Origin of the sequence: Microbacterium sp. NPDC089698 (assembly GCF_044749045.1) — a bacterium.
Taxonomy (GTDB): domain Bacteria; phylum Actinomycetota; class Actinomycetes; order Actinomycetales; family Microbacteriaceae; genus Microbacterium.
On sequence record NZ_JBIVHE010000002.1, the window covers coordinates 538,779 to 553,480 of the forward strand.

Annotated in this window: 12 protein-coding genes; 7 read left to right on the forward strand and 5 right to left on the reverse strand. The window is 70.6% G+C overall.

The genetic code is table 11. The annotated features are described in order from the left end of the window. The first annotated feature begins 29 nt into the window (after positions 1-29). Complete coding sequence (locus ACIPY5_RS09670) at positions 30-569, forward strand: VOC family protein (RefSeq protein ID WP_400969744.1); 540 nt, start codon at positions 30-32, stop codon at positions 567-569. A 75-nt stretch (positions 570-644) separates the two neighbouring features. Here ACIPY5_RS09670 and ACIPY5_RS09675 read toward each other — a convergent pair whose 3' ends face one another. Beyond that, a complete protein-coding gene (locus tag ACIPY5_RS09675; RefSeq protein WP_400969747.1) occupies positions 645-1,280 on the reverse strand; it encodes a TetR/AcrR family transcriptional regulator in 636 nt (211 codons plus the stop codon). An 80-nt stretch (positions 1,281-1,360) separates the two neighbouring features. Between ACIPY5_RS09675 and ACIPY5_RS09680 the strand changes: the two genes are divergently transcribed. Together ACIPY5_RS09680 and ACIPY5_RS09685 are read left to right on the forward strand one after the other, a co-directional pair. Continuing rightward, positions 1,361-2,755, forward strand: a complete 1,395-nt coding sequence (locus ACIPY5_RS09680) for an MFS transporter (RefSeq protein ID WP_400969750.1) — start codon at positions 1,361-1,363, stop codon at positions 2,753-2,755. Beyond that, complete coding sequence (locus tag ACIPY5_RS09685; protein ID WP_400969752.1) at positions 2,752-3,558, forward strand: 2-phosphosulfolactate phosphatase; 807 nt, start codon at positions 2,752-2,754, stop codon at positions 3,556-3,558. The genes ACIPY5_RS09680 and ACIPY5_RS09685 overlap by 4 nt, the downstream gene beginning before the upstream one ends. A gap of 21 nt (positions 3,559-3,579) precedes the next feature. On the opposite strand, the gene ACIPY5_RS09690 is transcribed toward ACIPY5_RS09685, so the two are convergent. Beyond that, positions 3,580-4,230 (reverse strand): GntR family transcriptional regulator, encoded by a 651-nt coding sequence (locus ACIPY5_RS09690; RefSeq protein WP_400969755.1) that lies wholly within the window; start codon positions 4,228-4,230, stop codon positions 3,580-3,582. Positions 4,231-4,308: 78 nt separating this feature from the next. On the opposite strand from ACIPY5_RS09690, the gene ACIPY5_RS09695 reads away from it, so the two are divergent. Beyond that, on the forward strand, positions 4,309-7,158 hold the full coding sequence (locus ACIPY5_RS09695) for an FAD-binding and (Fe-S)-binding domain-containing protein (protein ID WP_400969758.1): 2,850 nt from the start codon (positions 4,309-4,311) through the stop codon (positions 7,156-7,158). Positions 7,159-7,405: 247 nt separating this feature from the next. Here ACIPY5_RS09695 and ACIPY5_RS09700 read toward each other — a convergent pair whose 3' ends face one another. Then, complete coding sequence (locus ACIPY5_RS09700) at positions 7,406-8,161, reverse strand: SDR family oxidoreductase (RefSeq protein WP_400969761.1); 756 nt, start codon at positions 8,159-8,161, stop codon at positions 7,406-7,408. Positions 8,162-8,265: 104 nt separating this feature from the next. On the opposite strand from ACIPY5_RS09700, the gene ACIPY5_RS09705 reads away from it, so the two are divergent. Beyond that, positions 8,266-9,105 (forward strand): LysR family transcriptional regulator, encoded by an 840-nt coding sequence (locus tag ACIPY5_RS09705; RefSeq protein WP_400969764.1) that lies wholly within the window; start codon positions 8,266-8,268, stop codon positions 9,103-9,105. Between the two features lie 57 nt (positions 9,106-9,162). Here the strand turns inward: ACIPY5_RS09705 and ACIPY5_RS09710 are convergent, their stop codons facing one another. Continuing rightward, a complete protein-coding gene (locus tag ACIPY5_RS09710; protein ID WP_400969767.1) occupies positions 9,163-9,507 on the reverse strand; it encodes a hypothetical protein in 345 nt (114 codons plus the stop codon). 32 nt (positions 9,508-9,539) lie between these two features. After that, positions 9,540-11,858, reverse strand: a complete 2,319-nt coding sequence (locus tag ACIPY5_RS09715; protein ID WP_400969769.1) for a hypothetical protein — start codon at positions 11,856-11,858, stop codon at positions 9,540-9,542. A 166-nt stretch (positions 11,859-12,024) separates the two neighbouring features. On the opposite strand from ACIPY5_RS09715, the gene ACIPY5_RS09720 reads away from it, so the two are divergent. Further along, positions 12,025-13,074, forward strand: a complete 1,050-nt coding sequence (locus ACIPY5_RS09720; RefSeq protein ID WP_400969771.1) for a LacI family DNA-binding transcriptional regulator — start codon at positions 12,025-12,027, stop codon at positions 13,072-13,074. Then, positions 13,071-14,675: an FAD-dependent oxidoreductase gene (locus tag ACIPY5_RS09725; protein ID WP_400969774.1), complete on the forward strand. Its 1,605-nt coding sequence runs from the start codon at positions 13,071-13,073 to the stop codon at positions 14,673-14,675. Before ACIPY5_RS09720 ends, ACIPY5_RS09725 begins: the two co-directional genes overlap by 4 nt. The last annotated feature ends 27 nt before the right edge of the window (positions 14,676-14,702 follow it).

Genomic DNA, 14,702 nt, shown 5'->3' on the forward strand with positions numbered 1-14,702 from the left:
GCTCGCGATGACGAAGAGAGGATCCCCTGATGGCGATGATCGACTCCGCGACACCGATCGGCTACACGAGCGTCGCCCCCTGGGTGGTGACGGACGACACCGGCGCTCTTCTCGACTTCATCGCGGGTGCCTTCGAGGGGGAGGAGCTCGCGCGAGTGCAGACCGCGGACGGCTCGATCGGCCACGGTGAGATCCGGGTCGGGGACACCGTGGTGCTGGCCTTCGACCGGCGTCACGACTGGCCGGTCATGCCGAGCCTGCTGCGCGTCTGGGTGGCCGACGCCGACGCGGCGTTCGCCCGGGCGCTGGAGCGCGGCGCGACGGTCGTGACCGAGCTCGGCGACAACGCCTTCGGTCAGCGCGGCGGACGCGTGAAGGATCCGTTCGGCAACATCTGGTGGGTCACCGCCCAGGTGGAGGATGTACCGGAGGACGTCATGTGGCAGCGCCTGCAGGAACCGCACTACGCCGAGAACATGCGGTACGCGCAGGAGTCTCTCGACGCGGCGCTGACCGGGGCGGCATCGAGCTGGAGCAGCGCGCCGCTGCGCTCCGACGACCGTCGCTGAGAGCGGGCGCGGCATGGACCGAGCGGGAGGGCGCCCGGCGGTGCCCGTCCGAGGCGGGCCGGCATCCCCGTCCGGTCAGGTCGTGCTGTTGAACGTGACCCACTCGTCCCAGGTGAGCGGGGTGCCGCGCTGCGTCGCGCGACCCGCGGCGACCTCCGCGAGTCCGGCGAGGTAGAGATCGAGCTGGCGGAGGTTGAGCTCGACCGCGCGCTCCTGCCCGACCGCGAGGTGCGGCCGGAGGTGGCTCAGGGTGATCATGATCTCGCCGGACGAGTAGTCCGCGGGGACCAGCCCGCGGGACAGATCGAGGGCGATCAGGGCCTCGAGCGCATCGCGCAGCCGGTCCGCGGCGGCGTCGATCTCCGGAGAGGTCGGCAGCAGCAGGCCGAAGGTCGTGGCGAGCGGGCTCGCGGCCTCCTCGAGATGACGCTGCAGGAACCGGCCCACTGCGAAGGGCGGGCGCTCGCGGGCCACCTCGATCGCGATCGTCGTCACGTCGTCCAGGGCGAGCAGGCGCAGCGCGTGCACGAGTTCGTCCTTCGAGCGGTACCGGCGGTAGATGGTGCCGACGCCCACGCCGGCGCGCTGGGCGATCGCCGAGGTCGGCGCGTCGAACCCGCGGGCGGCGAACACGTCGCGCGCGGCTTCCAGCACGGTGCGGTCGTTCGCACGCGCTTCGCGGGCACGGCCGCGGTCGGGGAGTCCGTCCATCCCCCTCAGGCTAGCGATCCTCGCGGTCATCGGATATCTTGATCGGAACGGAGCGCTCCGTTCCGATAGAAGGGAACCCGATGACCTCCTCGATCCCCCTCGTCGATCTCGACGACCGCCCGGTCGTGCGACGGGGCATCCTGCCCGCGCTGCTCTGCGCCGTGCTGGCGTACTCGCTCATGCAGACGCTGCTCGTCCCCGCTCTGCCGCAGCTCGCCGCGAGCCTGCGGCTGGATGCTGCGGGCAGCGGTTGGATCCTCACCGCGTATCTGCTGAGCGGCGCCGTCGCGGCGCCGGTGCTCGGGGCGCTGGGTGACCGCCACGGCCATCGACGGGTGCTGCTCGTCTCGCTCGCGACGTTCATCCTCGGCGGGATCCTGTGCGCGCTCGGCGGCGGATTCGCCGTCTTCCTGCTGGGGCGCGTGCTGCAGGGTGCTGCCACCGCGGCCTTCCCGCTCGCGCTCGCGATCGTGCGGCACCACCTCCCGGTCGAACGTCAGCCGGCCGCGATCGGGTGGCTGAGCGGCGCGCTGGGGCTGGGGGCGGGGATCGCCCTCGTCATCGGCGGCGTGATCGCCGAGGTCTCCAGCTGGCAGTGGCTGTTCGCCGTGGGCGCGCTGCTCGGCGCCGTCGCCCTTGTCCTCGTCGCCATGCTCGTGCCGCGGCGATCCGTTCGTGCGGGGAGCGGATCCCGCATCGACGTCGCGGGCACCGCCCTGCTGAGCGCCGGCCTGCTCGCCCTGCTGCTGGCGGTCGCGCAGGGCGCGGCGTGGGGACCGCTCGTCACAGCGGCGCTGCTCGTGCTCGCGGCCGCGCTGCTCGCGGCCCTCTGGGGAGTCGAGCGACGGATCCGCGAACCGCTCATCGACGTGCGCGTCCTGGCGCGGCCGGCGATGGTGCTGGTGAACCTGCTCACGCTGATGCTGGGCTTCATCCCTTACGCCTTCTACGTCGGGCTGCCGGCGCTGTTCCAGGCCCCGCCGGGGACCGGGTTCGGGATGTCGGTCGCCGCGACGGGGCTGGCCATGCTGCCGGGCGCCGTGCTGGTCGTCGTCGGCGGGCGGCTCGCCCCGGCGCTGCTGAGCCGGGTGCCGGCGGCGGTGGTGGCGGTGATCGCCCTCGGGGTGATGGCGGGCGGCAGCGTCGGTTCCGCGCTGATGGCCGGATCCTTCCCCGCGATCGTCGTGTTCTTCTCCCTGGTGGGGCTCGGCAATGGTCTGGGGTTCGCGCTCACCGCCGACTTGGTCTCGCGCATGGTGCCCCGTGACGAGATCGCGGCCGCGGTGGGCGTCAACGGCGTGCTGCGCACGATCGGGTCGGCACTCGGTGCTCCGGTGACCATGCTCGTCATCGGAGGAGCGCACAGCGCATCGTCGTTCGTGGTGCTCTTCGCGGTCGCCGCGGGAGTCTCGGTGCTCGGCGCTCTCGTCGGCGGAGCGATCCGGATCCCCCGGCCGGGTACCATTCCCGGGTGAGATCCCCGATGAGCCCCGACCATCCGCTGCAGCAGGACTACGAGGTGCGCTTCGACTGGGCGCGCGAGGGCCTGCGTTCGATCGCGCAGGGAGCGGGCGTCATCGTCGTGATCGACGCGATCTCGTTCACCACCACCGTGGAGCGCGCCGTGACGGAGGGGCTCGAGGTGCAGCCGTTCCCCGGCACGCGCGCCGAGGCCGAGCGGATCGCCGCCGAGCACGGGTTCGCCGAGGCCGGTCTGGCCGGGCCGCGCGGGGGAGCCGGCGTGACGCTGTCGCCGTCGAGCGTGACCGTCGAGAACGTCGCCGCCTTCGGCGCGACCAGGGCCGTGGTGCCATCGTTCAACGGATCCCGGCTGTCGGCGGCGGCCGCGCGGTTCGGCGTGCCGGTGCTCGCCGCATCGCTGCGGAACCGCTCCGCCGTCGCGCAGTGGATCCTCGACCACCAGCACGCCGTCGGTCACCGTGTGAAGGTCGCCGTGGTCGCCGGCGGCGAGGTGCGCGACGACGAGACCGTGCGGTTCTCCGTCGAGGACCTGCTCACCGCGGGCGCCGTCATCGACGCCCTCGGAACGCGCGGCATCGACGCCTGTTCCCCGGAAGCGGCCGCGGCCTGCGCCGCCTACACGGGCTTGGCGCGGGCGACCCGGCACCTGTTCACCGCGTCGTCGAGCGGCGTCGAGCTGCGCGAGGAGGGGCAGGGCGCGGACGTCGAGCTCGCCGCCCAGACCGACGTGTCCTCGACCGTGCCGGTGCTCGTGGACGGCGTATACCGGGTGGCGGATCCGGGCATCGGAGTCTGAGCGGCGGGTTCCGCGGCGTCCTCAGTCGCTCAGCGCCTCCACCAGCCGTTCCTCCGCGGAGCCGAGGTGCTCGTGCAGGAGCCGGGAGGCGAGATCCCCGTCGCGATCGCGGACGGCGTCCAGGATCGCACGGTGCTGTGCCGCGATGTCGTGCGCGTCGAGCAGGCGGCGATCCTGCACCTGGGCCATGCAGAGGCGCGTCTCGTCCAGCAGTGTGCGATACATCCGGGAGGTGCGCTCGCTCTCGATCCCGTCGATGAGGGCGGTGTGGAAGCGGATGTCCGGATCGACGGTCGCGGGGTCCGGTCTCGGAGGCATGGCGCTGATCTCGTCGTTCGCCGCGATGGCCGCCGCCGGGATGCGCGCGTCGGTCGCGAGCTCCCGCAGCGCCATGCTCTCCATGCGGGCGCGGGTGCGATAGACGTCGCGCACCATGCCCGCGTCGATCGCGGCCACGCGGGCGCTGCGGTGCGCGGTCCGCACGAGCAGTCCGCTCGCGACGAGCTGCTCGATGGCCGCCTTGGCGCTCGGGCGGGCGATGCCGAACTCTGCGGACACCCACGCCTCGGTGACTGCCGTGTCGCCGGCGAGTGTCCCGCTCAGGATCCGTTCGCGCAGCACCCGGCTGGTCGCCTCGACGACGCCGACGATGTCCAGAGCGCTGTTGATCATGGCAACAGCGTAGAAGATGTGAGCGCAATCGGTATGCTTGTCAGACAATCTTGTTCGCGCTGCCGCGAGGAGTTCCGCATGTCCGCCACCCTGACCTCGCCACTGGACGAGGCCGCCCTCGGCCCCGGCGTCCGGGTCGCCTCCCGCACGATCGACCGCTTCGCCCGGGCGCACGACGCCTCGCACTACCTGCTCGTGCCGGACGCGGTGCTCGTCCCGCAGGATGCGGCGTCCGTCGCTCGCGTGTTCGACGCCGTGCGCGCAGCGGGCCGCGCCCTGACGTTCCGCTCCGGCGGCACGAGCCTCAGTGGACAGGGCGTGACCGGCGACGTCATGGTCGACACGCGCTCGGCGTTCCGCGGCATCAGCGTGAGCGCCGACGGGACCTCCGTCGCGGCTCAGCCCGGCGCGACCGTGCGTCAGGTGAACACGCGACTGGCGCGGTTCGGGCGCAAGCTCGGGCCGGATCCGGCGAGCGAGATCGCCTGCACGATCGGCGGCGTGGTCGCGGACAACTCGAGCGGCATGGCCTGCGGCATCGTGGAGAACTCCTATCGCACGATCGAGTCGATGCTGCTGGTGCTACCGAGCGGCACGATCCTCGACACCGCGGCACCCGATGCCCTCGCTCAGCTGCGGGATCGGGAGCCCGAGATCGCTCACGGGCTGCAGCATCTGCGCGATCGCCTCCGCGGCGACCCCGCGCTGAGCGCCGAGGTCGCGCGCCAGTTCTCGATGAAGAACACCATGGGATACGGCCTCAACTCCCTCCTCGACTTCGACGACCCGGTGCGGATCCTGGAGCACCTCGTGATCGGATCCGAGGGAACGCTCGCGTTCGTCGCGGAGGCGCGGTTCCGCACGATCCCGATCCAGCCCGCGATCTCGACCGGGCTGCTCGTCTTCGACACGCTCTCCGACGCGATGGCGGCGCTACCAGGCCTGACCGCGCTCGGGCTGGCCACGATCGAGCTCATGGACGCGGCCTCGCTGCGCGTCGCGCAGGGGCTCCGCACGGTGCCCGACGCGATCGCCGGGATCGACGTGCAGGGACACGCGGCGCTGCTCATCGAGGTGCACGCCGCGGATGCCGACGCACTCCCCGAGGGCAAGGGGGCGGCGCTCGCGCACGTCGCGTCCCTGCCGCTCACGACGCCGGCGCGGATGACCGAGGATCCGGCCGAGCGCGGCGAGCTCTGGACCGTCCGCAAGGGCCTGTACACCGCGGTCGCGGGAGCCCGCCCGTCGGGCACGACGGCGCTGCTCGAAGACATCGCGGTGCCGGTCGAGCGCCTGCTCGGCGTGTGCGAGGGGCTCACGGCGCTGTTCGAGAAGCACCACTACGAGGGCTGCGTGATCTTCGGGCACGCGAAGGACGGCAACGTGCACTTCCTCGTCAACGAGCGTTTCGACGACCCGGAGGCGCTGCGCCGCTACGAGGCCTTCACCGAGGACCTCGTCGAGCTCGTGCTCGCCCAGGGCGGGACGCTCAAGGCCGAGCACGGCACGGGCCGCATCATGGCGCCGTTCGTGCGGCGGCAGTACGGCGACGTGCTGACCGACATGATGTGGGAGATCAAGGGCCTCATCGACCCGGACGGGATCCTGAATCCGGGTGTCGTCCTCTCCGACGATGCGGGCTCGTATCTCGCCGACCTCAAGCTCGTGCCGACCGTCGAGAGCGAGGTCGACCGCTGCGTCGAGTGCGGCTACTGCGAGCCGACCTGCCCCAGCAAGGACGTCACGCTCACCCCGCGGCAGCGCATCGTGCTGCGCCGCGACATGACGGCCGCGCTGCACCGCGGCGAGGTCGAGGTGGCGGCCGAGATCGCGCGGGACTACGACTACGACGCCGTGCAGACCTGCGCCGTCGACGGCATGTGCGGGGTCGCATGCCCGGTCGACATCAACACCGGCGACCTCGTGCGACGGCTGCGCGCCGAGGAGGCCGGCCGGTTCGAGCAGGGCGTCTGGAATGCCGCGGCGAAGGGCTGGGGTGCGATCACCCGTGGCGGCGGCTTCGCGCTGAACGTCGCTCAGGCGCTGCCGGCGCCCCTGGTGACCGGCGTGACCAAGGCCGCCCGTGCCGTGCTCGGCGCCGACACGGTGCCGCTCTACGACGCGGGCCTCCCCGGGGGCGGTTCGCGCGCGCCGCAGGCCCAGAGCCCCGTCGACGCGCAGGCCGTGCTGTTCGGATCCTGCATCGGGACGATGTTCGGCGCGGAGCAGGACGCCGACGGCGTGCACGGCGAGGGCTCCCGTGAGGCCGTGCGGCTGCTGCTGGAGCGGGCGGGGATCTCCTACAGCGTGCCGCCGGATGCGGGCGGACTCTGCTGCGGCACCCCGTGGAAGTCCAAGGGTCAGCTCGACGGCTACACCACGATGAGCGAGCGCGTCCTGCCGGCGCTGTGGCGGGCGAGCCACGAGGGTCTGCTGCCCGTGGTCTGCGACGCCGCGTCGTGCACCGAGGGACTGCACGTCATGCTCGCCAGGGCCGTCGCGGAGCGCCCGGAGTACGCCGCACTGCGGATCGAGGATGCGACCACCTTCCTGGCGCGGGAAGCCCTGCCGAAGCTGACGGTGCGGGAGCGCATCGGATCCGTCGCGGTGCACCCGACGTGCTCGACCACGCAGCTCGGCGCGAACGACGCCCTGCGCGCGCTCGCCGCGGCCGTCGCCGAGGACGTGTACGTGCCGGAGGGCTGGGGCTGCTGCGCGTTCGCGGGCGACCGCGGCATGCTGCATCCCGAGCTGACCGCGAGCGCCACGGCCGTCGAGGCGGCCGAGATCGCGGCGGCGGGGATCGACCGCGGCGGCTTCGACGCCTTCGTCTCGGCGAACCGCACCTGCGAGCTCGGCATGAGCCGCGCGACCGGCCGGCCGTACCGGCACGTCGTCGAGGTGCTCGAGGAGCTGACCCGGCCCTGACCGGGCTCCAGAAACTTTGGAATTATCTTTCCGTATAATGAAAGCCTGCTAGAATCGGCGAGCTCCTCGCGGGACCTCGCGAGGAGCTGTTCAGCGCGGTGAGCCTTTTCCCTCCCCAAGGTCTCATGCTTCACCGACGCGGAGCACAAGGGGCCATCCCGCGTAGGCAGGATGGCCCCTTGTCGCACGCCGCCGCTCAGGGGCGGCGAAAGAGGGAGTGGCTGATAGCCCTCCGACCGGCGCTGATCTACCGCGCACCGATCGTCGCTCCACCGTCGGTCACGAGTATCTGGCCTGTGGTGTAGCCGTTGGTCATCAGGTAGGTGAACGCCAGAGCGATATCTTCGGTCGTGCCGACCCGCGCGAGAGGGATGCTCGTGGCAGCGTCCGCGAAGAAGACGTCTTGTTCATCGGCCGACATCCCGCGCCAGAGCGGACTGCGGACGAGGCCGGGAAAGACGGCATTGACTCGTACGGGTGCGAGTTCGCTGGCAGCGGCCCGGGTGAACGCTTCGATCGCACCAAGTGCAATCGCCGCTGCCGTGAACCCTGGAGCGGGACGCAGCAAGCCGGCTCCGCCGCTCAGTGTGATCGAGTGGCGCACGAAGGGCAGCGCCGCACGGACGGCGGCGACCGCACCCCAGAGGCGCACGTCCAGGAAGTCTCGCATCGTCTTGATCTCGCTTTCCGCGAGCAGGTCGAAGCTCAACGCGTCACCTGCAGTGTAGGCAAGGTGATCGTGCGGGCCGACGAGGTCGAAGAGTTCCCCGATCGCCGCCGGCTCGCGCACGTCGAGCACGTGCCCCGTGCTCGATTCCGGCAACTGGGCGAGCGCTGCGGCGACGGCCTCGGCGTCCCGGGAAGCGACCACGATCTCCGCGCCGAGCGCAGCGGACCGCCGTGCCGTGGTCAAGCCGATGCCCGAGGTCCCGCCGATCACGACCACCCGCTGACCTGCGAGTTCGTTTCCCGTGTCGTGTGGGCGTAGAGCGGTGTTCATCATGGGGCGGGGTACTTTCTGTGAGATGGACCTGACACGTCCACCCTCGCGTCCGTGGGCCGCATCGGTCCAAGACCTCTTCGAGCCGGGCGTCATACCCTGCAGGTATGGCACACGAGTTTGATCTGAGGAAGCTGCGCTACTTCGTCGCCGTAGCCGAGGAAGGGAACTTCACTCGTGCGGCGCTCTTCCTGCACATCGCCCAGCCGGTGCTCAGCCGTCAGATCAAGGAGCTGGAACGCGAGCTCGGTGGCGCTCTGCTGATTCGTCATCCGCGCAGACTGGAGTTGACGCCGGCGGGCAGCAAGCTCCTCACGGACGGGCGGCGGCTTCTCGCCGCTGCAGCGTCCCTATCCGAAGGCGTACGTAGCCTTGCGGCCGGGACCCGTCGCCTCACCATCGGGCACCACCGCGCCGTCTCAGTCCGCCCGATGGTCCAGGCGTTCCAGCATGCTCGCCCCGGCGTGGAGGTGACCGTCGTACCGCTCGACCACGGCAAAGAGGCCCATGCGGTGATGTCGGGGGAGGTCGACCTGGCCGTGGTCTGTCTCCCCGTGCCGCCAGAAGGGGTCACCACGACCGTGCTCTGGGAGGAACCGACGATGGTCGCCCTGTCGGCGGCTCATGCACTGGCGCAGCGGTCGACCGTGACGCTTGCGAATCTTGCGCCTTTCGACCGCATCCGGTTCGACTCGGACGAACTCGGCGGTCGAACGCTCCGGGATGCTGACGATCGTCTCGACTTCCTCGCCGACAGCGCCAGTGTGCACCTCGTGCCGTCCCTCGTCGCGCAGCGCTATCGTCACCCGGATGTGAACTTCATCCCCGTCACCGACGCCCCACGCACTCCTGTCGTCGCCCTCCACGCCGCCAGCCGCGAGGCAGCACTCATCGGCGACTTCATCGCGGTCGCCGTGGCGCGCAACGTCATGGCGGGTGACAGCTAGCAGGCGACCCGCTCCTCGGACCTCCGAATGCGACCGCCGCCGGAGCCTGCCGGCCGGTCAGGCGCCGAGCCGCCGACCGGCCGCCTTGGCGACGCGCGCGAAGTACTCGCGGAACACGCCCTCTGCTGCCTGCGGCAGCACGGCGGAGGGCGTGTGCGTGAACACGAACGGCACCGGCTGCGTTCCGAAGAGCGGGACGTCGTCCGCCTCCACGAAGCCGAATCGCAGCCGGCACCTGTCGGCGCGGCGCGCATCGAACTGGACCGCGAGCCAGCGCACCGGCGTCCGGAAGTGGAAGTCGGTCGTCGGCGGGAACTCGAACAGCTCGAAGATGCCGCGATCGAGGCGCAGGAAAAGCTTCTCGTGCTCGAGCTCGATCGGCTCAGCGGTTGCGGGACTCATATCGCCTCCGGTTCATCGTGGGTCGGATCCTGTCATGCGCCGAGCTGCGTGCCGCTGCAGTCGAGACCACGATAGATGCGGGGTGCACCGTCGAGGGTGAGGGCCACGGTCCCCGCGCCGGCGGCGAGGGCCGTCTCCTGTCCGATGCAGTCGATCCGGGTCACGCTCGTTCCCGTGACCGGGACGACGAGCGTCGTCTTGGTCGGCCACGGATCCAGCCAGAGCTCCGGTGCGGGGAAGGTGCTCCCCGCGGGGTCGTGATCGGCGTTCAGGATGTAGCCGTCCGCGCGATTCCACAGCACGGCGAACCCGCCATCCGGCGCGTCGAAGAGCAGACCCTTGTTGTGGTCGTCGGCGAAGTCGAGCCAGCGGACGAAGGTGGCGCGGTCGAGCAGGCGTGCCGCGTTCGCGTAGGCGAGCAGGGACGGCTTCGCGCTGGTGTCGCGGTTCATGAGGCCGTAGTGGTACTCGGCGTCCGCGGGGTTGGCGACCTGCGGACTACCGAGGACGCTGTCGTGGAACTGGTACCAGCACACGCAGCGGACGCCTTCCGCCTTCGCGAGAGCGAGGCTCAGGAACACGTTCTCCGCGGCGTGCCGGTAGGTGTCGTACCACCACGCGTTGGGCTTGGTGCAGGCGTACGCCTCTGTCATCCAGATCTCCTTCGGCCCGTACTGCGCGACGAGGGCCTTCAGCCTGCGGAGGCCGCCGAGGAAGTTCCAGTACGTGCCGTTCGCGCCTGCGTCCACGGGATCCTGCGGAACGTAGTCGGGCGTGAAGTTGCCCCGGCCGGGGTGGAACGCGATGCCGTCGATGAGGTCCCATCCGCCGGCCGCGTGGAAGTTCTGCACCCACGGCTCGTCCATGCCCGCGAGCCCGTTGTTCAGGAGCTTGAGTGAGGCCCCCGTGGCGACGACGCGATCGTGGACGGGGCGCAGCGCCTTGTCGACGTACGCCTGCGCGGCGGTCCCCGTGTTGAAGGGGCGGTTCAGCTCGTTGCCGACCTCGAAGTACTCGGCACCGGCCGCCACCGCGGTCGCCGTGTTGGTGGCTGCCCAGGTCGTGGCCTCCGCAGCCGTCGCGGTCAGTGACGGCTGCAACTCGATGTTGTGCGTCATGCCGCGCGCGTCGAACGCGGACGGCGGCAGACCGGGGCCGCCGTCGTACGAGATGCGAACCCGGTCGACTCCGATGCTCTGCCAGAGGTCGAGCACGGCCGTCGCGGTGGGGACCTGGAGCCAGGGGTAATTGGCCATCCCGAACATGCTGGTCGCGGTCGCGGGATGGTCGCGGGGCGGGATCGCGGCGAGGTTGGTGCGGGCGAAGGCCTCCGTCCCGCCGGAGACCGCCGCGACCTCGGTGACGATGAAGCCGGAACCCGGCGCTGTCAGGGTGAAACTGTGATCCAGCGTTCCCGAGGCGGGCACGACGACGGGCACCGTATGGCTCGCAAGGATCGTCCCGTCGAAGTCGCGCGCCCACCACACCAGGTCGACCGCCCGGTCGGCCGTGGTGCCGTTCGCGACCTGCGCGGAGACCGTGAGCTGCTGCCCCGCGGAATCCCACAGTCCGAACGGCCGGTCCGTCCAGACCTCGATCCCGAGGTCCTGCGCCGTGCCGATCGATGCGACCGCCGAGGGGCGCTTGTCGCTGAAGAAGAAGTCCGCCCGGCTCACGACGGTGCCATCGGACTGGAGTGCGCCGGGCGCGTGCACCCACGTCGAGTTCGTCCAGGACTGGCGGGAGCGATCGAGGATGAGCAGCCCGTGCAGCGCGCCCCAGGCCGAAGTGTGCGCGACGCCCACCGCGTCCTCGAAGGGGATTCCTCCGCCCGTGTCCCTCTTCCATTCGGTGAGGGCGACATAGCCGTCCGGCTCGGTCGCGGAGAGGATCGCGCGGCTGAACAGGAACCCGTCCGGGATGAAGGCGCCGGATCCCGAGGCGTGCCATTCGAGTCGCACGTGCCGGGTGCTGATCGAGAAGAGACCGTAGACAGCGATCGTGCCCGCGGCGGCGGGCATCGTGTAGTCCATCCGGATCGCGGGGGTGCCGTCGGCCAGTGTCACGAGCACCGGGGTGCCGCCCGTGGACACCTGGATACCGGTGGCGGTGTCCTTGGTCTGGAACTTCGAGCCCTGCATGCGGATCACGCCCGAGCCGTCCCTGATCGCGACGCGACCTCCGGGGCTGGCCACGATGCTCACGCCGTCCGCGCTGAGCGTCACGTCGCCCGCTGCGGCATTCGCCCTGATCGGATTCTGCGCCGCGACCAGCAGCGCTCCTGCCGCGAAGGTCGCGCCGAGGAATCCTCGGCGGGTGAAACCCGCGGTGCTTTCGTTCCCGTTCGTCATCCGGATCTCCTTTGATCGCGATAATGCGCATTAGCGCCAGAACGGTCCTCAGTCTGATCCCCCGTTCATGTCGATGTCAAGAAGGGTTGCGCTTCCTGAAGATACGCATTAGCGTCGTGGTCATGCCTTGGTGATAGGCATTATCAACCAGACGCGGAGGACCGGCATGTCGGGGAAGACGGGCAAGACGACCCAGAAGGAGATCGCGCGGATCGCCGGGGTCAGCCAGACGACAGTGTCGCTCGTGCTCAACGATCGGGACGGCACGAACGTCCGGATCCCGGAGGCGACCAGGGAGCGGGTGCGACGCGCGATCGAGCAGACGACGTACGTGGCCGATCCCGCCGCGCGGAGGCTCGCGGGGCTCGACAACAAGATCCTCGGCGTCTTCACCTACGAATCCGCGCTCACCACGGAGAGCATGGACTTCTATGGTCCGCTGCTCAACGGGATCGAACGGGCCGCCGAGCAGCACGACTGCGATCTCCTCTTCTTCACGAGCTCACCCGTCGAGAACGGGTCGCGCCGGCTCTTCCACCGCAACACGCGACTGCGTCTCGCCGACGGCTGCATCCTGCTCGGCCAGCACATGGACGGCGAGGAGCTGGCCCGGCTGGTCAGCGAGGGCTTCCCCTTCGTCGCCGTCGGACGACGCGACGAGGCCGAAGCCGTGCCGTACGTCGGGATCGACTACCGCGCGCTCACTCGGGATCTGATCGCGAGGGCCGCCGAACTGGGGCACACGACCGCCGTCTACGTGCACGGGGACAGGGACACCCCCTCGTCCCGCGATCGGCTCGCCGAGATCGAGGCGGCGGAAGAGTCCGGGCCCCTGTCCTTCCGCTCCCTGCCGGACGTCGGCGGTGACCTCGCGGCGTCCGCGCGCACGATCGTCGAGAGCGGTGTCACGCTCGTGGTCGCCGAAGACGCCTTCGCCGCCGAAGATCTCGCACTCTCTCTCGAGCGTCTCGGCGTCTCTCTGCCCGGCGACATCTCGCTCGCGGCGCTCGGTGAGGTGCAGAGCCACACGATCGGCGGGCTGCGCCTGTCCGGATTCCACACCCCGCGCCAGCGGATCGCCTTCGAGGCGCTGAGCCTGCTGCGCGAGCTGATCGCGGCGGCGCCCGAGGACGCGGGGACGATCGACCGGCAGCGGCTTCTCAACGGCTCCCTCGAGCTCGGCGAGACGCTCGTGGCGCGTCGGGCGGACGCATGAGGGTCCTCCGTGCGGACGTCGCCGTCATAGGAGGCGGACTCGGGGGCATCGCCGCCGCCCTCGCCGCCCTCGGTCGCGGGAAGCGCGTGATCCTGTCGGAGGAGCATGCGTGGCTGGGCGGCCAGCTCACCTCCCAGGCGGTGCCGCCCGACGAGCACATCTGGGTCGAGCAGTTCGGCGTCACCGCGCGCTACCGGGCCCTCCGCGAGGGGATCCGCGCGCACTACCGCTCCTTCTACCCGCTCACCGACGCCGCCCGCCGCGACCCCCGGCTCAATCCCGGACTCGGACGCGTGAGCCGGCTCTGCCACGAGCCCCGGGTGGCCGTCGCGGTGATCGCGCAGCAGCTGGCCCCTCACCTGTCCAGCGGTCGGCTCACGATCCTCCAGCCCTACCTGCCGACGTCGGCAGCGGTGGCCGAGCACCTCGTCTCGTCCGTGATCCTGCGCCAGGCCGAGGACGGCACGGAGGTGCAGGTCGAGGCGCCGTTCATCCTCGACGCCACCGAGACCGGCGAGCTCCTCCCGCTCACCGGCACCGACTTCGTCCTTGGGGTCGAGTCGCGCGCCGAGACGGGCGAGCCGAGCGCCCCGGAGGACGCGGATCCCGGCAACGTCCAGTCGATCTCCTGGTGCTTCGTCTTCGACCACATCGAGGGTGCCGACTTCACGATCGAGCGACCGGCGGCCTACGACTACTGGCGCGAGTACGCCCCGGCATTCTGGGGCGACCGTCTGCTCTCCTTCACCGCGCCGCAACCGCGCACGCTCGAGCCGGAATCCCGCACCTTTCACGTCAACCCGCCCTACGGCACGGGTGCCGGGGAGGACCCTCGGCAGGATCCCGGCGACCTCGACCTGTGGGAGTTCCGCCGGATCATCGCCCGTCAGAACTTCCAGCCCGGCGCATACGAGAGCGACATCGTGGTGGCCAACTGGCCGATGCTGGACTACCTGGACGGGTCGATCATCGACGATCCGGACGCCGAGACCCATCGCGCGGCAGCCAAGGAGCTGTCCCGCTCCTACCTGTACTGGCTGCAGACCGAGGCGCCGCGTCCGGACGGCGGCACGGGCTGGCCCGGGCTCCGCCCCAGGGGCGACCAGACGGGCACCGCCGACGGATTCGCGCAGGCCCCGTACATCCGGGAGTCCCGGCGCATCAGGGCGATCACCACCGTGGTCGAGCAGGACATCTCGGTCTCCCACCGCGGGCACGCCGGGCCGGCGACGTTCGACGACTCCGTCGGGATCGGCATGTACCGGATCGATCTGCATCCCTCGACCGGCGGCGACAACTACATCGACGTCGAATGCGCGCCGTTCGAGATCCCGCTCGGAGCGCTCGTGCCGGTAGAGACGCGCAACCTCATCCCCGCCGCGAAGAACATCGGCACGACCCACATCACCAACGGGGCCTATCGGCTCCATCCCGTCGAGTGGAACATCGGGGAGTCCGCGGGCGAACTCGCGAGCTTCTGCATCGACGAATCCACGCTTCCGAGACACGTGCTCTCGGACCAGGAACTGCGACAGCGGTTCCAGAACCGGCTCGTCGAGTCGGGCATCGAACTCCACTGGCCGGAGATCCTCGGCTACTAGCGAGCCCCTCCTATCAAGAAAGCCCCC

Bases quoted from the DNA above. Each gene is read 5' to 3' on its own strand.
- ACIPY5_RS09670 (WP_400969744.1), top strand. From the start codon at position 30: ATGGCGATGATCGACTCCGCGACACCGATCGGCTACACGAGCGTCGCC.
- ACIPY5_RS09675 (WP_400969747.1), bottom strand. From the start codon at position 1,280: ATGGACGGACTCCCCGACCGCGGCCGTGCCCGCGAAGCGCGTGCGAAC.
- ACIPY5_RS09680 (WP_400969750.1), top strand. From the start codon at position 1,361: ATGACCTCCTCGATCCCCCTCGTCGATCTCGACGACCGCCCGGTCGTG.
- ACIPY5_RS09690 (WP_400969755.1), bottom strand. From the start codon at position 4,230: ATGATCAACAGCGCTCTGGACATCGTCGGCGTCGTCGAGGCGACCAGC.
- ACIPY5_RS09695 (WP_400969758.1), top strand. From the start codon at position 4,309: ATGTCCGCCACCCTGACCTCGCCACTGGACGAGGCCGCCCTCGGCCCC.
- ACIPY5_RS09700 (WP_400969761.1), bottom strand. From the start codon at position 8,161: ATGATGAACACCGCTCTACGCCCACACGACACGGGAAACGAACTCGCA.
- ACIPY5_RS09705 (WP_400969764.1), top strand. From the start codon at position 8,266: ATGGCACACGAGTTTGATCTGAGGAAGCTGCGCTACTTCGTCGCCGTA.
- ACIPY5_RS09710 (WP_400969767.1), bottom strand. From the start codon at position 9,507: ATGAGTCCCGCAACCGCTGAGCCGATCGAGCTCGAGCACGAGAAGCTT.
- ACIPY5_RS09715 (WP_400969769.1), bottom strand. From the start codon at position 11,858: ATGACGAACGGGAACGAAAGCACCGCGGGTTTCACCCGCCGAGGATTC.
- ACIPY5_RS09720 (WP_400969771.1), top strand. From the start codon at position 12,025: ATGTCGGGGAAGACGGGCAAGACGACCCAGAAGGAGATCGCGCGGATC.
- ACIPY5_RS09725 (WP_400969774.1), top strand. From the start codon at position 13,071: ATGAGGGTCCTCCGTGCGGACGTCGCCGTCATAGGAGGCGGACTCGGG.